The sequence below is a fragment of the Peptoanaerobacter stomatis genome, from assembly GCF_000238115.1.
Lineage (GTDB): Bacteria > Bacillota > Clostridia > Peptostreptococcales > Filifactoraceae > Peptoanaerobacter > Peptoanaerobacter stomatis.
In genome coordinates this window covers 1-23545 of record NZ_JH414561.1, presented here as the reverse complement: position 1 = coordinate 23545, position 23545 = coordinate 1, and the positions used below count along the sequence as shown (strand labels likewise).

Sequence of the window (23545 nt, the reverse complement as noted above, 5' to 3'; positions counted from 1 at the left end):
CTCCTCTTACTTCTTTTTAAAAATTATAAATTTACTGCATATATAATTTATTAAAATTATTATTATATTTATTATACTTTTTGCTATTAATTCATCAACTGATATACTTACCAAATAATACAAGCCCATATTATCAATAAATAAAGTACTTATTCTCATAGATATAAAGCTTATAAAATTCTTTTTTGTAAACTTATCATTAAACACATACTTTGTATTTGTATAATATGCAAATAAAACAGCAATAAAAAATGCGACCGTATTGGCATATAGTAAAGGAATATTTAATATCAACAACAACTTGAATGAAATTATATTGACAATAACAGTTAAAACACCAAAAAAGCCATATAAAATTAATTCCTTATATTTATAAAATACTCTATTCAACATCATCTAATATCTCTTCTAAAATTTTATATTTTTTAAGTGTCATATCTATTATTAAATCCATATTATAGTATTTATAATCAGCTAATCTTCCACATAAAAATAAATTTTTATATTTTTTAGAATATTCAACATATTTATTAAATAATTTAAGATTTTCTTCATTTATTATAGGATAATAGGGCAAATTCCCTTTTTCAGCATCTTTATTGTACTCATAAGGATATTCAATTCCTATAGTTGAATATTCTCCTTGCATTTGTCCATTTATTTTATTGTACTCTGTTATTCTTGTATATGCTACATTAGGGTTTGGACAAGAAACTATATGTGTAGGTAATATCGAGTTTGTCTTTTTACTCTCATATACAAATTCTAAAGACCTATATGGCAAACTACCATACATCTCACCAAATAACTCATCTATTGCACCTGTAAATACCAATACATCATATTTTATACCATCATATAAAACTACATTATTAGTATCATCAAAAGTTATATGATTAATTGCATTTGTGTTTAATGTCACTTCTATGTTTTCATGATTCAACATATTTTCGAATAACTTTGTATAACCATGCTTAGGTATAAATTGAAAATCTGTATTCAAATATTTTTCTTCATAATTAAGCCTCATTTTTACCCTATTAAGGACACTCTCATCCAATGAAAACGGATCTGTACCCCATTGCTTAGCCGTATAAGTCTTATAAGCTTTATCATACAATAATCTTCCATATTCTCTTATATCATTATCATCTTCTTTAATTAACTCATATATTGATACTTCTTGAATATTTTTATATTTTTCTCTTATTTTTTTTATTATTTTTTCTGATTTTTTATATCCTACAAGTTGTTGAATTGTCTTAAAATTAAATGGTAATCTAACATAATTTCCATCAATGTGACTAAGCAGTTTTACTTCAAATGGTATTAATTCTGTATATCTTTCTAAGAACTCCATTATTTCATACTTGTTGGTATTTAATAAATGAGGTCCATATTTATGAACTAATACACCATATTCATTGAAATAGTCATACATATTTCCGGCTATATGTGAACGTTGTTCAATCATCTTCACTTTGAAATTTTTTTCTTCTGCTAATTTTCTTGCTATTATACTTCCAGAATATCCAGTTCCTACTATTAAAGCTTTCACTTTTCCTCCATGAGATTATTTTTTATCCACTCTTCAGTTAATTTTACGGTTTCTTGAAAATCTGTTTTTATATAGAAACCTGTATCTTTATTTAGCTTGTTAATATCAACTTTATCATAATTTACAAATGAATTTTCTTCAAATTCTCCAAAAAATAAATTACTATCACTGTTAATAACTTTCTTAACATCTATAATAATATCCTCAAACCTTCTTACATTATTTCCAATATAATAATCTTCATAATTTTTTCCTAATTCAATAACTTTCATAATACCATATATAGCATCATCAATATATATCCAATCATATAAAGTGTCTTTATTAATTAATTTTAAATCTTCATTATTTATCATTTTTTTTACTATGGTGTTTGTTGAACGATTAGAATAATCTCCAACTCCAAATACATTTGTAAAAAAAATACTATTAAAATCTATATTATTATTATAGCAAAAAGTCTTTGCTATATTTTGAAAAGCAAATTTACAAGAACCATAAGTACAAGTAATAACATCATCATTTTCTTTTGATACTCTATAAATATGGCTTGACGTAGAAAAAATGAACTTATTTACTCCAATTTTTTTTATAGAATCAAGTAAATTTATTGAATTTATAATATTTTCTGATTGTATGATTAAATTTCTAAAATTTTCTCCATATACTCCATCCCATGCCAAATGAAAGAAATAATCCACTTTATCATCAATATATTTCCATAAGTCAATATATTTTTCAAGATCTAACTCTATAACTTTCAAAAACTTATTTTCAATAACATCTTTCATTTTTTCTTTATTTCTAACAACGGCATATATATAATATCCCTCATCCAACAATCTTTTGCATAGGGCTTTACCTATAAATCCGCTTGCACCTGTAATAATTGCTTTTTTCATAAGTTTCTCCTAAAAATTAACATCACTATCTTTTAAAAACGGTGCCTCTCTATCTTTTTTAGACAGAATCACATTATCTATAGTCCAATTAATATCAAGCTCAGGATCATTCCATGCTATTGCTCTGTCATATTCAGGATAGTATAATTCATCCACCTTATATTGAACTTGTGTATTATCTTCCAAAGATATACATGCATGACCATACCCTTTTGGTATAAAAATTTGTTTCCTATTTTCCTCAGACAATATTACACTTAACCACTTTTTGTATGTTGGTGATGATTTTCTTAGATCTACAACTATATCTAAAATACTTCCTTTCGTACATCTAAGTAATTTTGACTGTGCCTTAGGATAATTTTGAAAGTGAATTCCTCTTATAGTTCCTTTTTTTAAAGATAGTAAATGATTATCTTGGACAAAAACTGTATCTATACCATATTCTCTTAACGTTCTGCTTGAATAGCTTTCTGTATAGTATCCTCTATAGTCCTCAAAATACTGAGGTTCCAATATTTTTACTCCATCAAGTCCTAATTCAGTAATTTTCATAATTTATTCTCCATTTACAATTTCAACTAAATTACTTTGTCTTTCAAGGTATAGATATTCATCATTCCTTACTTTATCATCATTTATACAATTATAAAAGTGATTTATAGAATTATAGAACTGGTCATCACTACCTACCTCAATTATCTCAGCTTTACCTTGTTTTATAATATCAAATGTCACATTATATTCAGGTGGCGCTGTAAATATTCTTGGAGCTTTGATATATCCTTTATTCCCCCATAGTTCCAACTCACATTTATATTCATTATCCATACCGAAAGAAATCTGCGCTGTAACATTATTATTAGATAAAGTAACATCTCCATACAAATCTACATCAAATTCATCTATATAATACAATTTTGATGTATCTATTTTAAGCTTTTCTCCGAGTAATTCAAGCATTAGACGTATAGGATAACCCCCACAATCAAGTAATGCTCCTCCGCCTAATTTTTTGTCATATCTAAAATCATTACTACTACGTTTAGGAAATCCAAAACTACATCTTATTAACCTTAAATCTCCAATTTCTTTATCATTTATAATATCTTTTATTCTATGTAATTGTTTATGTTTTAAAAACATATAGTTCTCTTTAAGTGCAAGCTTTTTTTTCATTAGCAATTTTGAGTAAATCTTTTGTATCCTTTAATTTAGTTGTAGAAGGTTTTTCCAAAAAAACATGTTTTCCTTTTTCCAATGCTTTTTTAGCCCATTCATAATGTAATGCAGGTGGTAAAGGAATATATAACGCATCTATATTTTCATCATTTATTATTTGATTATAAGAAGCGTATCCTACCCCACCATATTCATTTATAAATTTTTCAGTATTTTTTAAATCTCTTGATGCTATTCCAATATAATTAAACTTATCATTTTTTAATAAAGCCGGCAAAAATCTGCGAAAAGCTATTTCCGATGTACCTATTATTCCTATATTTATCTTACTCATAATTTATTCTAAGCCTCCAAAACTGATAAGAGATTTCTAAGCTGAATGTTCAAAACATTATTTATTTTTATAAGTTCTACCAATGTTTTATAATCTACCCAAAAATAATTGTCAGGAAGATATCTTATATCATCTTTATTCACATTCAATATTACATTATGATTTTGTTCATGATAAAATCTTCCGCCTTCTTCAGATAATATAGTATCAAAAATAACTCCATTTTTATTTTTCCATCTATCAAAAAATAATTTATCTATATAATTTAATTCATCATATTCATACCCTGCTTCAAGTTGAATAGTAGGAGCAAGTTCTATCTTATCAAAACACCCTATTTCAGGTACGGCTTTTACAAGAAATTTTAACATATCATCCTCTATACAAGTTATAAGGCCAAAAACGGCTTTTCCTACTGCTTCAAATAGTGGCTGTGTCCATTTTTTGACTTCTCTGCCTTCTATTTCCATCTCACAAAATATGACTTTAAAATGATATCTGTCTTTATGGCAAAATTCATCTCCCTTCCATTTCCAATTTTGCATTTTATTTAAAGATATAATTTCTTTTTTATCATCATCGAACATTTTATAATCATTAATATAGTGATATATTTGAGTTATATGATTTAATCCGTCTCCTTCATATAGAGATTTTTTTAATTCGTTACTTTTAGGGTAGCCTATACTTTTCTTTTCATCATCTGTTAAACTAAGATACGGTATACAGGATAATACGGTTCTTGTATCCATATTTACAAGATTGTCTATTTTCATGAGCTCTTTTATTTGCTTTAATGTCATCCACATATGAGATGATAATACCTCTATATCTTCATCAACTGATACAATTATATTTCTGTTTCTTTTTCCCAAAAATCTTGATGATTGCTCAGATTGAATTTGATCAACCAATACTTTATATCTATCAGAATTCAAAAAATATTCAATGTATGCCGGTTTTTTACCACCATGTTTTTGCGTAAAGTTACTCTTAGTAGCTTGTATTGTTGGTGAAATTTGTATTTTATTTACATTTCCAGGCTCAATTTTAGCTTGCATAAGGAAAAACATAATCCCATTAAATTCTTTGCAAATTATGCCTAAATATCCTATTTCATCTTGAATTAATATAGGCTGTTCCTCTATTATATTATTAGAATAATTATATCTTTTTATGCCTTTTATTTGAAAAAAAGTATTATCTTTATTCCTTATAACTCCATCTTCATCTAAAAACCAATTTGTTTCTAATATATTTTTTTTGTTTATTACAACTTTAAGATTTTTATTTTTTTCTTCAACCCAAGACAGTATTTCCTCTTTAGATTTTAATATATACATTAAACTTCCTCATTGTTTTCATCAAAATTAAGTTTCTTTTCTACAACCACTAACGGTCTTTTTAGTACCCTTGTATTAATACTAAGTATATATTCTCCAAGTATGCCTATAAAAAATAATTGTATCGCACCTATAAAGAATATTCCTATAATTATACTTGCCGTTCCTACAGGATACTCGTTCCAATTAAGAATTTTGTTGATAAAAATAAATATAGCAAATAACAAACTGAATATCCCTAATATTGCTCCTACAAATGTAGCCATTCTCATAAATGTCTTTGTATAAGAAGTTATACCTATCATAGCCGCATCATAATTTTTAAAAAAATTAGAACCAGATCTTCCTCTATTACTTTCTGCTTGATTGTATTCAATTATATATGGATTCATGGAAAACTCAGATATTATACCTTTAAAATAAGGAGACGGATCTTCTATTTCTTTCATTATATCTATAAATTTCTTGTCATATAATCCAAATCCATTGAAATGTTGGATTTGTTCTGTCTGAGAAAAACTAGAAATCAACTTATAATACATTGTCCTTCCAATAAACAGCAGTCTACTTTCATCACTTTTAATTTTTTTTCCTATAACAACCTTATATCCTTCTTCCCATTTTTTTACAAAATCAGACAACAGCTCAGGCGGATCTTGCAAATCTCCAAATATCATAAATGTTGCATCTCCACTACCATATCTAAATGTAGCAAAAACATTCCTTGTGTATCCAAAATTTCTAGCATTTAATATACCTTTAACGTTTTTATCAATTTCACATAATTTTTCTATCTCACACCATGTATTATCAGGAGAGTGATCATCTACAAATATTATCTCATAGTCATAGTTTGAAAGTTTACTATCGAACACATTTTTTAATCTGTCATACATTAACCTTATACTTTTTTCCTCACTCCAACATGGAATTACAACACTGATTTTTTTCATTTAATCATATCTCCTTTTGGTTTAATGGTGGCGGATTTAAAAATTTTCCGTCTACAGGAAAAATATCAGATATTAGTTTAAATATATTTATTAAGATTTTGCCTTTATCTGTAATTCTATATCCATTTCCTATTTTTTCTATTGTACCAGTAACTATTTGTTCTTCAATTCTTTGATCCATTGCTCCATATTTTTTAACATAAATATTTAAAAACCTATTTTCTATTTCTTCTTTTGTAAATATATGTTGTTCATTTTGTCTCATATCTGATATTATAAATACTGATATTGATCTATCTAATGAAACTAATACAGTAGATATAATAACCATCATAATTGAAAAAAATATCAAAACAGATGTAAATACATCTCTATAATTGATTTCAATTTTTTCTATTCTTTTTAATGACACTAATGTAATAAAAACTAAAATGCTAACGGTAAATAATAAAAATATAGCTCTATAAAAAAATACATTCATATTTATATATAATGGTAATCTAAATGATATTGCAAATAATATTGTACATAAAATAAAAATTATACAATACTGTATTAATATTTTTATAAATACTTTCATCTATAACTCCTCATAACTATATATTTTTTCAACTCTTTTTAAAAATAATGTTATATCTTTACCTTCGTAAAACTTCGTATATTCTCTATTTATAAAATTTTTTATAAATAAATCTAAACCATAAGCTTCTTCATTATTATAAACTATATTATCTATGGTTATAGCTTTTGGGTTACTATTTTCTATATCTTTCGCAATATCTGATTCTATACTTTTGTCGATAGAAACATATGGTGATTGACTAAAATATTTTGAAGAAGATAACCTGTTTGATTGCAAATACAATCTGTTATTTATCCCATATACAAGTATTCTTTCATTATCATCTGTATTTTCTTTTATTAAATTACATATATATTTTATTTCCGTATCAACATAGTTTGAAGTTATCACCCACAAATGTTGTTTTTGAAAATTAATTAATGATTCTGATCCAATAATGGAGATGCATGTTATTATGCCTAATAAAAAAAATACTTGTTTACCATAATTATAATTTATAATTAAATCTTTTAAACATAATATAAAAATAATGTTAGATAACATAAAACTCGGAAATAATATTATTCCATAATGCAACCATTTGTCTCCAGAAATTGATACAAGTACAAAAGTTATAATTATATAAGCATATGATAAAATGTATACTATAATTATATTCTTATTGATTTTACTTTTTTTTATAATTTTTATATATAAATAATAAATTATAGGCATAGATGCTATAAGACAATTATAGTTTTTACTAAAAAATAAAATTACATTTAATCTATCATAATTTGATAATTCTCCATTATATCCATTTGATACATATTTGAAATTTATAGTAAAACACGCATAAATAAATTCTTTAACTGCATTATTAAAAAGCAAGTATATGTAAAATGGAATCACCACCGATAATATTCCAAAAAAGAAATAAATAATACATTTTATAGCTACTTTATATTTTTTATCAAACATCAATTTAAAAAATATAAATGGACAAAATACAATCCATATAGAAATAAGATTTTGCCTAAGTAAAAAAACACATATAAAACATAAACCTATAATAAATGAATGTATTCTACCTATTAAAGCATTATTTTCATAAATATTCTTTACAAATAAATACATAGATATAGATACAAATAATAATGCATATGATTCAGAATAATTACCTAACTGCAAATAGACTGGTATTGTATTTATTGTCAAAAAAACTATTAAAATAGATATATTTTTTGTAAAAAAAATTCTTGATGTATTATAAAAAAAACAAAAAGTAATAAATAACATTACAGTTTCAATATACCATACCCCCACATAACTATCAGAAAATCTATATCCTAAAAATTGTATTATCTGTAAAAGTATACCCTTATTATCAAATATATCTTTATAAATAGTCAAACCTTTGTTCATAGCATAACCATTATATAAATATATATCAGCATCTACCCATGGTACAACTTTAGACCAAGGGCTATCAGTATATGTGAAAGTAATTGATAACGTAAGTAAGGCTATTATAAAATAATAAACAATATCATTAATTTGTATCTTTATTAGACTATTTTCATTTGAAATCTTTTTATTTAATACTATCATTAGGTCGATAATAATAATAATAATAATATCTGTTATAAAATAAAAAAAGTATAATATATACATATCATATTGTTCCAAAAATGAATTATCATTTAATCCTACTGATATCTCATTATCTTCCTCTGTAACGTCTTCATATAAATCTATATCTTTTTCTTTATCATTATAAGTTACTCTTACTATACCTCTCCATTTATTACTTTGGAATATCAGATTTTTTTTAAAGCCTCTTGGAATTTTCAATTTTATAGAATCTGAAATAGTTTTTTCTAAATCATAGGTTTTCCAATGTGCTCCTCCACAATAATAAAGCCAATTTCCTTCCACTATATAATCATATGCATCAAATCTTTTACCATCGATTTCTATATATCTTAATAATATTTCATTTCCTTCAGCCATTTCACTCTTTTTATTTGTTGCTTGTACTAATATATTAGTTTCTTTAGTCTCTTCATATATTAAGCTGTAATACATCTTTTGGAAGAAAATAGCCATAAATGCTGTAATAATTAGAGAAATAATTAATTTACTAAAAATAATATTTCTGTCAAAAAAATTAATTCTATGATATACAAATTTTTTGTATAATAACAATACACTCATAATAAAAATTATAAATAAAAAAATATTTTTCATCAAATACCTATCCTAAATTTTACAATTATTTATATATATTTTAAATTTAAGTTATATAATTCCCATTTCAAATAAGGATTTAATCTTTTTTTCAATTATATAAAAAAGCGTTATATTTTTATCCCATTTTTTATCACTACAATATGAAATCCTTTTGTTAGATCAACTTCTTGATACGGTTCTTCATAGCAATGCGGAGGATTATATCCACCTCTTGCTAAATCATAAACGCTAAGTTCTTCAGTGCATATTGTAAAACCAAATTCTTCAAATTTATTTTTCCACCATTCATAATCGTGTTTTGTAACATGCCAGTTAATTCCCGTAATAGGGTCTATATCATCCCAATTAGCTATAGATGCTATAAATCTTCCATTATCTGACAAATGATTATGTATATTTTTAAATAATTGTTCTAAATCTTCTTCCTTTATGTGTTCCAAAACTTCCCATGCTGTTATTATATCAAACTTATATATGTCATCATTTAATAATAATTCAAAGGGTTTCGTTATATCACAAGTCTTTAGATTTTCTCCCAATAACCTCCATTCAGCTCTCTGTTGCTTAAAGGATATATCACTTCCTTCCAATCCTATAGAAAAATGACCTTTAAGGGCAGCTTCTAAAACCATACCTCCTCCAGAACAGCCCAAATCTAAAAACGATAGTTCTTTATTTCTTTCAAAAAGACTTTCACATTTAGATACAAATCTTGGATATCTTGTATTATCTCTAATAGTTCCATGAGGAAATTTATGATCATTACTTTCAAATGCTATTGGAAAATCCGTTTTTAATTCAATATTTTTTTCTTTATAAAATTATTTATTTTGTCTAATATAATCATTAAATCTCTATAAGTAAAATCAATATGCCTATTGATTTCAGTAAATTTTATATTTGTTTTTTCATTTATTAGCAATTCTGTTTCATACATTTTTTTTGATAAACTCTGTCTTGTATTTTCATTCTCTTCATATATTTTTTTATCAAATTCATATGCACTGTTCTTTACTTCTGTTTCTATTTCATATAATCTCTTTGATAGATTCTGTCTTGTATTTTCATTCTCTTCATATATTTTTTTATCAAATTCATATACACTGTTCTTTACTTCTGTTTCTATCTCATATAATTTTTTTGATAAATTCTGTCTTGTATTTTCATTCTCTTCATATATTTTTTTATCAAATTCATATGCACTGTTCTTTACTTCTGTTTCTATCTCATATAATTTCTTTGATAGATTCTGTCTTGTATTTTCATTTTCTTCATATATTTTTTTATCAAATTTGTCTCCATTATTAATTATCTGAGATTGAATTTGTTCTAATTTTTTTGTCAAATCTTGTTGCATCTTTTTAATTTCTGTATTTAGCTTTCTATTGCTAAATTCATTATAATATTTTAAATCAAACATTTGATTATCGTATAAGTCTCTAATTTTAGCGACATCACAAGTCAAATTCCAAACAAGCCTATCTATATTATTAATTTTATTTTCAAATCTATTTTTAATAGGTGCATATAAAGGTTTTAAAATTCTTTTTAAAGCTCTTTTTAAAAAAATGCCCTTTTACAGTATTTTCTGTATTATCTCTACCAAAATCTATACAGTTTTCTTTTAACTCCACATTTACTTCAGGTAAAGTTCCTGTTTTTGCCTCAAAAAGTCTTATTGAAAAAACATGTAATAAACTTTTATCGTCATATATTTTAAAATCATAATTATTTCTTATAGCTGTATCAAAAATATTTTCTAATTTAAAATAATTCTCCTCACTAACTTTTCCATTCCAAGGTCTAATAATTTGAATAATATCTTTAGGAATCTTTATATCAAGCTTTAAAAAATTTTGCTCTACCAACTCATCCATCATATCAACAGTCTTATTACTTTGTCCCGCACTGCCATTATGCCATCTATGATACATCAGCACCTCATGTATACATCCGACTTTCATACCTTTATCAAATGCTCTTAACCATAATTCCCAATCTTCTACAAATCTTCTATTTTCATCATAGAACAAATTATTATTTATAAAAAAATCTTTTCTAAACATGATTGTAGGATGATCAAACGGACATGTAAATATTGACCATGCTTTTGACATTTCTCCTTCAAAAACTTTTCTTCCTTCATTCATATCTCCAAAATAATTATATTCTGTGGTACAAAGAGTTATATCTTTATTTTCTTTTAAATAAGATAATTGACTAAAAATTCTTTTTGGCGATGCTATATCATCATCATCTATTCTTGCTATAAACTCTCCTTGAGATAGACGCATCCCTCTATTTAAACTGGCAGCAATCCCTAATCTACTCTCATTAAAATATAATTGAATTCTATTATCATCATAGGATTCTACAAACTTAGTAATATTTTCTTGATCTAATGGTTCTGATATTATTATTATCTCAAAATTAGAAAATCTTTCATAATCATTTTTCTTTTGTCCAATTAGGCTGTCCAAGCACTGTTTAAAATATCCAAAATCCGGTTTATATGTTGGTATTACTATAGAAACCTCCGGAACAAATTTGTCTAAAAGTCTACTTCCTCCCATATCAATCCATTTATCATAAACTTCTTTCCATTTAGGAAATTTATTATATAAATACCAATCATTCCAAAACTTATTTTCTCCCCAAGCATGTATATATATAGCTTTACTGCAATCTCTTCCATAAGATGGGAAACATCCATACACCCCATTATGTCCAATCGGAGTAGTTTTTATATTAAATTCTTGAACTAATGCATTTATAACGCCTTGATCCGGCAAGTTCAGATTTTTTGCCCATTCTATTGTCTTTTTATAACACCAATTTGTATAATCAGATTTTATTGTTAGTTTTCTATTTACTATTATTGTTCCTGTACATAGTAAATATCTATCCATATCATAATTTGGTACACTTTTAAAGAAATTCGTCCTCATATAATCTACATTTCCAGCAGAATTATTGTGCGGATCTTCACTTAACATTGCATATCCGGTTTTTTTCACTTCTTCCAATAATTTAGATAGGTCTCCTTGGATCAATACATCTGTGTCTATCCACATTATAGTTTCATATTCTCTAATTAGGTTAAAAATTTCATATCTAACAAACATAATAGGCGAAAATCTTTTAAATCTTGGTAAATTAAATGTTTCTTTAGGTATAGGAGAAATATAATCTATAAATCTGCACGGCATTATACTATTCATAAGTTTTTTATCATTTTCAGAAAAATTTGTATGATAAATTATAGCCTCATCAAATAATCCCTTATTATCTTCTTGTAATTGTAATAAAATATGAGCCACTAACAATGGCCTTGTATCTGCCACCATTACAGCATTTTTAAGTCTATCCACTCTTATTTCCTCCTAATTTTTAAACAGTTTAAGCATCAATATATTTTCATTAAATCTTTTGGTATAAATAACATATATTTTTAATAATTAATTTTTATAGATTTAATAATAAAATATGTATCAAAATATTTTAAATAAGTGTTTTTTGAAAAATTAATCTCTTTTTATTTTTCTGAGCTTTGTTCTCATATCGAATAACCATCCAATTATAGGAATATTTGAGCAACAATAACATAACATTGCACTTAATAAGAAATAAAATATTGCTCCTAAAAACATACTTAACAAAGTTCCTGTATTTGAGTTAAAATATATGCCAAATATTTTTAACTTGTCACCAAATATTTTTATAAGCATAAAATGAGAAAAATATATTCCCATTACAATTCCAGAAACTATTCTTAAAAACTTCCGACTTTCAAATTTAAACATCTTAAATTTATCTTCAAAGGACATAAATAAAGCAAATATAGAAGTCGACATAATTAATAATCCTATTCCTGTGTTTCCAAAAAATAAATTTTGTGGAGTATTATTCTTTATACTGATATAATAAGTTTCTACAATAATCAAAAAATAACTAAAAATTAAAGAAATAAAGAACATAATTTTCTTATTTTTTAGAATATTTCTTTTTTCCCATAAATAATAACCCCACAAAAATAATCCCATATCAGGCCAAAATAATGAAAAATGGGGTATACCTATAAAAAAACCTGATAAACTTTGAATTTCATAGATTAGGCTTGGAATAAATAATAATATAATTAAAATATATTTTTTATAAAGCTCATTCAAATTTTTAAAATAAGATAATATTGGTAAGAGAAAATATAGGCTTACTATAGAATATCCAAACCATAAAAATAATTCATACGGTTTAAAAAATGATGCTAAAAATAATTTTATAAAATTATCATTTTCATTAAATTTTACTATATTTATTATAATATAAATTATCCCCCATATTATTAATACTCCATAAAATTTAATAGTTCTATTTAGTAATGTGTTTTTTATCTTATTATCTTTTCTAAGTAATAAGGAACCCGACAACATAAAAAAACATGGTACTGCAAATCCTGTAAAACAATTTATATATAGTATATTATACCAATCAAAGATATTTTCAGTAAAGCTGAAAAATACATTGTATGTTGTATGAAACAGTACAATTATAAATATTAAAACTATTCTAAATATATCCGGCCACGTTTCGCTATCATTAATATATTCTATATTATTAATAATTTCATATTTATTAAAAATAGCTATGCACAGAAAAATAGATACTAAAAATATAGTTCCCAATATAATAAAAACTTTATTTTCCGACTTTAAAATATTACTATTAACTAACTCAATATCAACAGCGGTTTCACCTTCATTTTTATTATATAAAGATTGTTTTTTTATTATATTTTCTGAATTTATTATAACATTTCCAAATGATTTTCCGGTTTTAAAACCAAGTGATATATTTTCTGCCTTAGGTATAGATATACTTAATTTTTTATCATCAATAGTATTATTTTTATTATTGAAGTTATACTTCAATCTATGCTCTTCATATACGTCCCAATTTGAAATAGGTTTAAGTTGATCAGCCCAGTACCACTTATTATCATCTATCATAGCACCTATAAAAATAACATCTCCGTTTCCTTCTGCTGTAATCTCTATATTAATTTTTTGGGTATAACTATATATATACTGAATTAAATAATAACAAAATCCTGTAATTAATACAGAAATTAAAATAGACACTATATATTTTTTTAAAAATTCAGTATTTTTATTATTCACACTCAAAATAATGGTTGATATTATTAAAAGTATAACAAATATCTCTCTCATATTTATTTCCCCATACTAATATTTAATGATAAAATAATAACTATTTTTAATAAGAAAATTAAACACTTATACAATATTATATTAATTTATTAAACAAATCTTAGTATAAAAATGCTATAATAAGAATATTTTAATATTATATAATTTTATTGTGTAAATAATAAAAATATATAATATTAAAATAATTAGGAATATAATTTTTTTTAAAAATATATTCAAATTCTCTTTCAAATCCTTTAGTAAAATCTTTTGGCTCTCTATATTTCATATTTTTCCATTTTAAGTTAATTATTTTTTTTAGAGAATTTTCATTATAAAACCCTATATCAAGATTTTTTTTATAGATATTTGTTAACAATTCAATATACTCAAGATACATTTTCTTTCTAATGTTTAAATCTCTTTCATTTTTAAATGGATTAGTCCAATTTTTTATATAATCATTATATCTATCTGAAACGTCTATTTCTAAATATTTTTTTAAAGATTTTTTTACTATTCTCACACTTTCAGATATTATATTTTCTTTTTTCTTATCGGTTATATTATCTCCAACCCTATAAAGTCCTAACTCTTCCGGTATATTTACTATATTTGTAAACTCAACTACTCTTGACCATAATTCAAAATCTTCTGCATAATATTTTTTATCATAATATAAATTATTCTTTTCAAAAATATCTTTTTTAAACATAACTGTCGAATGACATAATTCACAATCAAATAGCAAAGCTGCTTTACAATCTTCTTTACTTATAGGTGTCTTATGAACCCAATTAACTCTTTTACCTTTATGTCTTTGATAAGTTCCGCAAACTCCTATAGAATCATTTTGTTCTAATAAATCCACTTGCTTTCTAAATCTATTTCTATATGATATATCTCCTGAATCTATCCTTGCAATATATTCTCCTGATGACAATCTAATACCTTTATTCAATGATTCAGATAATCCTAATCTTGTATCATTTTGAATAAATATAATTTTATTATTTTTATAAGTAGAAACTATTTTTTCTACTATCTCATTAGAACCATATTCATTTATTATTATAATTTCCCAATCAGTATATGTTTGATTTATTATACTATCAATTGTATCTCTTAGATTTTCCCATGAATTATAAACTGGTAATACCACCGATATTCTACTCATTACTATTTACTCAAATGTTCTTTATTACACATAGTTTTATAAAATATACTCATTATCAAATGATCATATATCATATGGATATCTTCTGTTACTTGCATGCTCATTACAGGTGCATTTAAGGATACATCTGATAATTCCAATAATCTACCACCATTATATCCCGTCATACCTATTATTTTATTTCCACATTCTTTTGCATATTCCACAGCATTTAGTACATTTTTTGAATTTCCGCTTCCTGATATTGCCAATACTATATCATCTTTTTTTAGTTTATTTTTTAATTGAAATCTGAATATCTCTTCAAAGCCTATATCATTTGCTATTGCCATAACTGTAGGAATATTATCATTTAAGCACAAAAATCTGAATTTTTTTTCTACATATTCTGAAATACCTTTATTGAAATCATTTTGATAATGTGATGCTGTAGCTGAACTTCCGCCATTACCAAAAACATATATAGTTCCTTCTTTTTCATAGGTATCATATATCAGATTCATGGCTTCGTTTATTGCATCTATATCTAATTTTTTAAGTGTTTCTATCTCTAAATTTATATATTCTTGAATTTGATTTTTATAATCCATGTTACTCTCCTTAAATTTTTTACACTTATTTTATTATTATATTCACAGCTTCTAATATGTCATTACATATATAATCAGAAACCACATCATATTTGCCGTCTTTTCCTGCTTCACCTGTATTAAGTAATATTGTTTTCATACCGGCATTCACACCTGTTTGAATATCAATCGTAGTATCTCCAATAAACCAAGAGTTTTCTAAATCTATATTATATTTTAATACTGCTTTTTCTATCAATTCAATACTCGGCTTTCTGCATTTGCATTTTATTTTGTATTTTTTATTTTCTTCCGGATAACCTTTATCAGGATGATGAGGGCAATAGTATATATCTTCTACATAAGCACCCTTTTCACCTAATATAGTTTTGAGTCTTTTATTTATATTTTCAACATCTTCTATACTACATAATCCTCTGGCAACCTGTGGTTGATTAGTTATAACGACAGTAATATATTCTGATGAATTTATCTTTTGTACAGCTTCTGCGACATTTTTTTCTAACTCTATATCATCAGGGTTGACAATTAGTCCCTTATGAATATTTATTGTGCCGTCTCTATCTAAAAATATACATTTTTGTTTATTTTTTAAATTTTTACTTTTTAATATATTTTTTTGTAAGTCTTTAGATGTTTTCTTGATTCTTTCAACTGTTCCTACATCTTTTACATATTCTGATGAATAATATCCGAATATGTTTTCTTCATTAATTTCTTTTGACAATATATCTTTCTCCAAATCCAACTTCTTTAATTCATCAATTTTTTGTATCAGGTTACTTGATATTATATATATACCTGCATTTACGCAATTATCATACGAGTAAGTCCTAATGTTATTTTTAGAATCAAATCCTATAATTTTATTATCAACATCCATTAATATGATATCAGAATCATAAGGATGCGAATTTGGATGGACAAATAACGTTGCATATGAATTTTTCATATTATGAAAATCTATCATTTTTTTCAAATATACATCAAATATTATATCTCCAAATAATAATATAAAATCTTCTTTTATATAATCTTTAATATAATAAAAAGCACCTGCTGTTCCAAGTGGCTCATTTTCCTCAATATATGTTATATTTACTCCAAAATCTTTTCCATCTTTAAAATATTGTTTTATTTTATATCCCAAATATCCAATAACTATTATTATGTCTTTTAATCCATTCTCTTTTAGTACATCTATTTGATATTCTAATATCGGTTTTCCCAAAATTTTTACCATTGGCTTAGGTATCTCATTTCTTGTCATTTCTTTAAGTCTTGTTCCTTTGCCGCCAGCCATTATTACTGCTCTCATTTATATCCTCTTTTTTTCAATTCTTCTTTCACTGTTTCTTCTACAGCCTCATCAGAAGTATACTTAGCTTTCCAACCTGCTGAATGTATTTTATTAAGATTGTATGAAAATTTCGGAACATCCCCTTTCCATCCACCTTTACCACCTGTGTAGTCATACTTAACATCTTTTAAATTCATTTTTTCACATATTATATCCGCTATTTTTGTTACGCTTGTATGTGTATCTACACCTATATTATATATTGTAACTCCTTCTTCGATTTTATCCTTAAACTTTATTATTGCATCCACCAAATCATATACATACATATATGGTTTAGTCTGATTTCCATCTCCTAATATCTGTAATTTCTCATTATTATTTTCAAGTTTTTTTATAAAGTCAAATATTACTCCATGTGTTAACCTCGGTCCTATGACATTTGGAAATCTGAATATTAGAGTTTTATAATTATTCATATATGTGTAAGCATTTATTATCGCTTCTGAGCCAAGCTTTGATGCCCCATAATATGATATAGGTTCTAGAGTTGTATTATTTTCTGCTACATCTACACCATTTTTTTCTCCATATACAGCCGAAGTCGACGCAAAAAACACCTTTTTTACATCATATAGTCTCATACATTCCAATATGTTAAATGTTGTAGTATATGTGTTATTATATTCTATGACCGGATTCTTTGCACTTGCTTGTATATCAGAGTTTGCCGCTAAGTGAAAAATATATTCTATTTTTTCTTTTTCAAAAATTGATTTTAATTTATTTATATCACAAAGATCTTGCTCATAAAAAATAAAATTTTTATTTCCTTTTAAATGTTTTATATTTTCCTTTGTTCCAATAAAAAAATTATCTATACATACAACTGTATGATTTTCTTTTAAAAGTGCATCTATTAAATGACTGCCTATAAAACCTGCTCCACCGGCTACTAATACTTTCATTGTTCCTCCATTGTTTTTTTAATCCCAGTATTTATCTCCTATATAGATAACTGATGAGCCGTCATGCTCAAATTTAAAATCAAATTTTTCTATACTCAATTCTTTCTTGAGTTTTTCAGCTAATCTTTCTTGCTTATTTTTTTCGCAATAAAATAATAGGAAACCTCCTCCTCCTGCTCCTAATAACTTACCACCTTTAGCACCGCTATTTAACGCTATTTCATATGCTTTATCTATATCAGGATTGCTTATTCCTTTTGCCAAAGTCTTTTTTAAAATCCATCCTTCATTAAGATACTTACCGAATGATGACAAATCATTATCTTCGAGTGACAATTTCATATTTTCTGCTAAAATACACATCTTTTTTAAATTATTTGCTTTGTCTTCTTGCGTTATATTCTTCTTCTGTTCACTTAATATATCATTAGCAGATCTCATTTTACCTGTATAAAACATCATGAGATTGTTTTGCAACTCTTTATATATATTACCTTTCATTATTATAGGGGAGACAGATACTGAACCGTCTTTATTAAATTTTATAAAATTTAATCCGCCATATGATGCTGCATACTGATCTTGCTTACCTATGGGAGATAATAATTTATTTATTTCCACATCGCAAGCTTCATACGCCAATTTCTCCTTAGATACATATTTGCCTATATAACTGTATATTGTGTTAAGAAGTCCTACCGTGAATGTACTTGATGAACCTAATCCTGTTCCTCCCGGTACATCAGCCGTACTTACTATTTCTACTCCAGATATATTTTTATCGTTTAAAACACAATTAATTATTTTATGTTCTATATCCTTTATATCTTTTACAATCTCATTCTTAGAATATTTAAGTACAGTATAATTAGGATCAAAATATGGATGTATAGATATATACATATATTTATTTATACTTGTACTAAGAACGCATCCTCCATGTTCTTCATAAAAGGATGCCATATCACTTCCTCCACCTGCAAAGCTTATTCTAAACGGTGTCTTTGTTATAAGCATTATTACATCTCCAATTTATATTTATTTTTGATATAGTTACAAATCTTTATTTTTTATATATTCTTCTATAACTTCTTCAGTACTACCTATTCTCATTAAGTTGCCTTTATTTATCCATACTGCATTTTTGCAGTTATCTTCGACATCTTTTATTGAATGGGATACTAATATCAGTGTAGTTCCTCCACTTTTAAGTTCATTCATTTTATTTTTACATTTTTCCTGAAAATGTGCATCTCCAACGGATAAAATTTCATCCACAATTAATATATCAGGTTTGATTAATGTTGCTATTGCAAAACCTAATCTTGCTTGCATTCCCGAAGAGAAATTTTTTTACAGGAACATCTACAAAATCCCATAATTCTGAAAATTCTATAATATTTTCAAAATATTTATCCATAAAAAATCTATCGTGTCCAAGAACAGCGCCATTGAGATATATGTTTTCTCTTGCTGTTAGATTTAAATCAAAGCCTGCTCCTAATTCTATCATAGGTGCTATCAAACCATTAGTCTCTATATGTCCTGAAGTTGGATGAAATATTCCGGATATTAACTTTAACAGAGTACTCTTTCCGGAACCGTTTGAGCCCATTATTGCAAATGAATCTCCCTTTTCAATGTCAAAACTTATATTGTTCAATGCTCTAAATGTTTCTATTTTTATATTTTTGCCTCTTATTATATTTATTACATATTCTTTTAATCCCTCAGCTTTTTCAGAAGCTAAATTGAATTCCATAGATACATTTTTAATCCTGACTGCATATTCTTTCAAATTTTTCCCCTTTTTTACATATATAATACAAAATCATCTTGTTTTTTTCTAAAAATATATAATCCTATGACTATTAAAATAAATCCCCATGCAAAACAAACAAAATTATCCTGTAAAGATGGAATATTACCATACATAATTATATTTCTAAACATATTTAATACATAAAACAAAGGGTTCATTTTTAATATATTAAGCGCATATTTAGGCACAGCTGAAATAGGATAAAATATAGGCGTTAGATATGTTAGTGCAACCAAAAAAACTCCATATAAATGGACAATATCTCTAAAATATACTGCCAATACAGATAATATCAAACCCATACCTATACAAATCAATAAAAGATAGAACAATGGCACAGGAAACATAAATATAGCAGGAGTTACAGGAGTTTTTGTTATTATTAGCATAAGTATCAATGCTATTAGAGAAAACATCATATTAACAAATGAAGATAGTGTTCTGGCTAACGGCAAGATATATTTAGGTATATACACCTTCCCTATAAGTCCTCCACTCCAAATTATAGATGACATAGACATATTAGTTGCATCTGAATAAAAATTATAAATAAGCTGACCTGTCAAAAGATATATAGTGTAATTTTCTATATCAAATCTAAACATATAAGAAAACACTATAGACATTACTACCATCATAAGTAGCGGATTTAATACACTCCATAAATATCCCAAAATAGAACGTCTATATTTTATTTTTATATCTCTCTTAACTAATTCACTCAATAAATTTCTATATTTATAAAATTTTTTTAAATATTCCATTTAATAATGTCCCTTTTAATTTTCTCTTTATACATTTTAAGATGAATATGATATATGCAAAGCATTTTAAAGTAAAAATTTTAATAAAAATATGTGCATACTCAGCTACATAATATTTTTCTATTGAAAGAACATTTTCTTTTTCTTCTAAAAATCGAATAACTTCTTCTCTATCATCAACATTTATCTCATATAAACCGGATAGATTCAAAATAAATTCTATTGCATATTGTTTATAAAATAACTTTTTATATTTATAATTATGATTATATAATTTTCTTATATTACTTTCAATTACACCTATAGTATCAATAGTTCTTTTTTTTGTAGGAACATTCATAAGAGAATTTTTCCTGTTAAGTCTATAATTATAATAATAGTCATTAAAAAAACAGATATTGTCAGTATTTAAAAATATATCTGTAGTATACTCTAAATCTTCGGCATACGTTCCTTCTTTAAATCTTATTTTATTTTTAATTAAAAAATCTTTTCTATATATATATCTCCATACATTCCAAAAACATTTTTTTTCCCTCAAAAATTTTTTAATCTTTATGTCTATATTTTCATTGTTCTTTATATCATTAATCTGTTTTGAAATAAAATATCTATCATCAAAATCATAAAATTTCCTATATTCTGATACAAGTACATCAGACTTGCAATCCATCAAATATTTAATAGCACATTCAAGTTTATTTGAATCTATATAGTCATCACCGTCTAAAAATAATATGTATTCTCCTTTAGCATACTCCATACCACAATTACGTGCATTTGATAAGCCTCTCGCATTTTGAAAACACATAAAAATATTGTCATTTTTTAAAGTATATTCTTCAACTATTTTATTACTATTATCTGTAGATTCTCCCAATATTACTAAAACTTCATATTTGATATTTTTTATTTTCAAAACACTGTCTATACACTCTACTATATAATTTTCTATATTATATGCAGGTATTATTATACTAAGCAACATATTCAAAATATTTTCTCCAATATAAAGACAAAAGACTTTACTTGTAATAAATCTTCTTCATATAATCTATAATATCTACAGGAAATAAGCCTACCAATATAGGCTTTATCATATAAATATATCTTTCTAATCCTATTCCTGATTTTTTAAAATATTTTTTTCTAATCTTAAAATCATCTATTCTACAAATAAATTTTCTTCTTTTTTTTGATTCTTTATCTTCACATCTTATTGTTTCTTTAGATACTCTATACAGATTATTTTGTTCAAGTACTTGCTTTCTAATCATTATACTTCCATGATTAAACGGAGAAGTAAACAAAAAATCTCTATTTGTGGGGCAATTAGGAAATTTAAAAGTACCATATTCCCCATTTTCATCAAAAAGAGAGATGTTGCTTCCAACGAATGAATAACTCATATTATTTTCCAGAAAATTAAATTGTTTTTCTAATCTATCTTTTTTTGATACATCGTCTGCATCTTGTCTTGCTATATATTTACCACTTGAATAATTTATACAATTATTTAATGTATACGCCAATCCCATATTTTTTTCATTTTTTATGATAATTATCCTATTATCTAAATTTTTCAGTTCATCAAATATATCTTCATTTTTATTAGATCCGTCATCACAAATTATAAATTCTATATCTTCAAAAGTTTGATTCAATATTGAGTTTATAGAATTTATAAGATATTCTTTATCAGGATTATAAACACCCATTACTACTGAAATTATAGTCGTATCACTCAATATAATCACTTCCAAAAATAACAAAATAATTTATTTATCAGTATATATTATAACAGATACTTTATAATTACTCAACATAAAATAATTCACTATATTTAGAATAATTGTCTGCATTATACAAATAATTTTATATCAGTAAAATTAAAAAATAGTTAAAACACCCTGTGAAGACAACAAAAAAATTATCTGTACAGGGTGTCTTAATGTGTAATAGATTTGTATATAATAAAAATAAATTTCTGATATACATATAAAAAATGTATTAAAATATATTGAACTTATATAAATCTTATAAATCTGAAATTTTTATAAAATTTTACTTAACTACAATTCTTATTTTGATAGTAATGTATAGGATATAATATCAAATAATGTTAATAAAAATGAATGTAAACGGGCTATAATCAGTTGAATTAAAAATATCAGATTATCGTCATTCATTAAACATATCATCACTTTTGCTGATTTTATCAATATTTACAGTCATATTATAACTATCAAACACAACTTTATTCTTTCCGCTTCTCTTTCCTATATACATCTTTTCATCAGCTTCTTTTATCATCTTCCTTACATCTTTATATCCTCCGGAGCTTACCATTCCAAATGTCATACTTACTTTTATTTTATTGCCCTGATATACTATATAGCTACTTTCTATTTTTCTTCTTATCTTCTCTATTATATTATACGCTTTCTCATCGTTTAACTTGTCTTTTGTCATATCGTTTAATATTATCAAAAATTCTTCTCCTCCAAACCTTGCTGCTATATCGTCTTGTCTTAGTTCTCTTTTTAATATATTTGATACTGTTGTTAATACCTTGTCTCCTGCATCGTGTCCGTATTGGTCATTTATTTTCTTGAAGTTGTCTATGTCTG

25 protein-coding genes are annotated in these 23545 nt (G+C 25.2%); all 25 read right to left on the bottom strand.

All coding sequences use genetic code 11. The features are described from left to right. Positions 1 to 6: 6 nt before the first annotated feature. Positions 7 to 393, bottom strand: a complete 387-nt coding sequence (locus HMPREF9629_RS12750; RefSeq protein WP_009526079.1) for a GtrA family protein — start codon at positions 391 to 393, stop codon at positions 7 to 9. Beyond that, complete coding sequence (gene glf / locus HMPREF9629_RS08920; protein WP_009526078.1) at positions 383 to 1558, bottom strand: UDP-galactopyranose mutase; 1176 nt, start codon at positions 1556 to 1558, stop codon at positions 383 to 385. Before glf ends, HMPREF9629_RS12750 begins: the two co-directional genes overlap by 11 nt. Further along, complete coding sequence (locus tag HMPREF9629_RS08915) at positions 1555 to 2460, bottom strand: NAD-dependent epimerase/dehydratase family protein (protein WP_009526077.1); 906 nt, start codon at positions 2458 to 2460, stop codon at positions 1555 to 1557. The genes glf and HMPREF9629_RS08915 overlap by 4 nt, the downstream gene beginning before the upstream one ends. 9 nt (positions 2461 to 2469) lie before the next feature. After that, the gene (gene rfbC / locus HMPREF9629_RS08910; RefSeq protein ID WP_009526076.1) at positions 2470 to 3015 is read right to left on the bottom strand and encodes a dTDP-4-dehydrorhamnose 3,5-epimerase; all 546 of its coding nucleotides are present in this window, start codon (positions 3013 to 3015) and stop codon (positions 2470 to 2472) included. A 3-nt stretch (positions 3016 to 3018) separates the two neighbouring features. Further along, positions 3019 to 3606 carry a Gfo/Idh/MocA family protein gene (locus tag HMPREF9629_RS11585; protein WP_050801868.1) on the bottom strand — a complete coding sequence of 196 codons (588 nt, stop codon included), beginning with the start codon at positions 3604 to 3606 and terminating at the stop codon, positions 3019 to 3021. Between the two features lie 10 nt (positions 3607 to 3616). After that, a complete protein-coding gene (locus HMPREF9629_RS11580; protein ID WP_009526074.1) occupies positions 3617 to 3976 on the bottom strand; it encodes a Gfo/Idh/MocA family protein in 360 nt (119 codons plus the stop codon). 8 nt (positions 3977 to 3984) lie between these two features. After that, a complete protein-coding gene (locus HMPREF9629_RS08900) occupies positions 3985 to 5319 on the bottom strand; it encodes an NDP-hexose 2,3-dehydratase family protein (protein WP_009526073.1) in 1335 nt (444 codons plus the stop codon). Continuing rightward, positions 5319 to 6272: a glycosyltransferase family 2 protein gene (locus tag HMPREF9629_RS08895; RefSeq protein WP_009526072.1), complete on the bottom strand. Its 954-nt coding sequence runs from the start codon at positions 6270 to 6272 to the stop codon at positions 5319 to 5321. The genes HMPREF9629_RS08900 and HMPREF9629_RS08895 overlap by 1 nt, the downstream gene beginning before the upstream one ends. A 4-nt stretch (positions 6273 to 6276) precedes the next feature. Next, positions 6277 to 6852 (bottom strand): hypothetical protein, encoded by a 576-nt coding sequence (locus tag HMPREF9629_RS08890; protein ID WP_009526071.1) that lies wholly within the window; start codon positions 6850 to 6852, stop codon positions 6277 to 6279. Continuing rightward, complete coding sequence (locus tag HMPREF9629_RS08885) at positions 6853 to 9084, bottom strand: hypothetical protein (RefSeq protein WP_009526070.1); 2232 nt, start codon at positions 9082 to 9084, stop codon at positions 6853 to 6855. Between the two features lie 110 nt (positions 9085 to 9194). Beyond that, complete coding sequence (locus HMPREF9629_RS08880) at positions 9195 to 9824, bottom strand: class I SAM-dependent methyltransferase (protein WP_278224227.1); 630 nt, start codon at positions 9822 to 9824, stop codon at positions 9195 to 9197. Between the two features lie 56 nt (positions 9825 to 9880). After that, on the bottom strand, positions 9881 to 10507 hold the full coding sequence (locus tag HMPREF9629_RS08875) for a hypothetical protein (RefSeq protein ID WP_040012708.1): 627 nt from the start codon (positions 10505 to 10507) through the stop codon (positions 9881 to 9883). Positions 10508 to 10601: 94 nt separating this feature from the next. Further along, positions 10602 to 12458 (bottom strand): glycosyltransferase family 2 protein, encoded by a 1857-nt coding sequence (locus tag HMPREF9629_RS08870; protein ID WP_009526067.1) that lies wholly within the window; start codon positions 12456 to 12458, stop codon positions 10602 to 10604. A 153-nt stretch (positions 12459 to 12611) separates the two neighbouring features. Further along, positions 12612 to 14315, bottom strand: coding sequence for an acyltransferase (locus tag HMPREF9629_RS08865; protein WP_009526066.1), 1704 nt, complete (start codon positions 14313 to 14315; stop codon positions 12612 to 12614). Between the two features lie 136 nt (positions 14316 to 14451). Continuing rightward, positions 14452 to 15471 carry a glycosyltransferase family 2 protein gene (locus HMPREF9629_RS08860; RefSeq protein WP_009526065.1) on the bottom strand — a complete coding sequence of 340 codons (1020 nt, stop codon included), beginning with the start codon at positions 15469 to 15471 and terminating at the stop codon, positions 14452 to 14454. Between the two features lie 2 nt (positions 15472 to 15473). Then, the gene (locus HMPREF9629_RS08855; protein ID WP_009526064.1) at positions 15474 to 16061 is read right to left on the bottom strand and encodes an SIS domain-containing protein; all 588 of its coding nucleotides are present in this window, start codon (positions 16059 to 16061) and stop codon (positions 15474 to 15476) included. A gap of 25 nt (positions 16062 to 16086) precedes the next feature. Beyond that, positions 16087 to 17379, bottom strand: coding sequence for an HAD-IIIA family hydrolase (locus HMPREF9629_RS08850; RefSeq protein WP_009526063.1), 1293 nt, complete (start codon positions 17377 to 17379; stop codon positions 16087 to 16089). Next, positions 17376 to 18329 (bottom strand): NAD-dependent epimerase/dehydratase family protein, encoded by a 954-nt coding sequence (locus tag HMPREF9629_RS08845; protein ID WP_009526062.1) that lies wholly within the window; start codon positions 18327 to 18329, stop codon positions 17376 to 17378. The genes HMPREF9629_RS08850 and HMPREF9629_RS08845 overlap by 4 nt, the downstream gene beginning before the upstream one ends. Positions 18330 to 18347: 18 nt before the next feature. Then, a complete protein-coding gene (locus HMPREF9629_RS08840) occupies positions 18348 to 19346 on the bottom strand; it encodes a GHMP family kinase ATP-binding protein (protein WP_009526061.1) in 999 nt (332 codons plus the stop codon). A 36-nt stretch (positions 19347 to 19382) separates the two neighbouring features. Beyond that, complete coding sequence (locus tag HMPREF9629_RS12610; protein ID WP_009526060.1) at positions 19383 to 19664, bottom strand: ABC transporter ATP-binding protein; 282 nt, start codon at positions 19662 to 19664, stop codon at positions 19383 to 19385. Further along, complete coding sequence (locus tag HMPREF9629_RS12605; RefSeq protein ID WP_009526059.1) at positions 19618 to 20127, bottom strand: ABC transporter ATP-binding protein; 510 nt, start codon at positions 20125 to 20127, stop codon at positions 19618 to 19620. Before HMPREF9629_RS12605 ends, HMPREF9629_RS12610 begins: the two co-directional genes overlap by 47 nt. Before the next feature lie 14 nt (positions 20128 to 20141). Beyond that, on the bottom strand, positions 20142 to 20915 hold the full coding sequence (locus tag HMPREF9629_RS08830) for an ABC transporter permease (RefSeq protein WP_009526058.1): 774 nt from the start codon (positions 20913 to 20915) through the stop codon (positions 20142 to 20144). Next, positions 20890 to 21903 carry a glycosyltransferase family 2 protein gene (locus tag HMPREF9629_RS08825; RefSeq protein WP_242822041.1) on the bottom strand — a complete coding sequence of 338 codons (1014 nt, stop codon included), beginning with the start codon at positions 21901 to 21903 and terminating at the stop codon, positions 20890 to 20892. Before HMPREF9629_RS08825 ends, HMPREF9629_RS08830 begins: the two co-directional genes overlap by 26 nt. Positions 21904 to 21940: 37 nt before the next feature. Next, complete coding sequence (locus HMPREF9629_RS08820) at positions 21941 to 22663, bottom strand: glycosyltransferase family 2 protein (protein WP_009526056.1); 723 nt, start codon at positions 22661 to 22663, stop codon at positions 21941 to 21943. Positions 22664 to 23096: 433 nt separating this feature from the next. Continuing rightward, positions 23097 to 23545: GGDEF domain-containing protein (locus tag HMPREF9629_RS08815; protein WP_009526055.1), on the bottom strand; the 449-nt coding region annotated here is incomplete at its 5' end.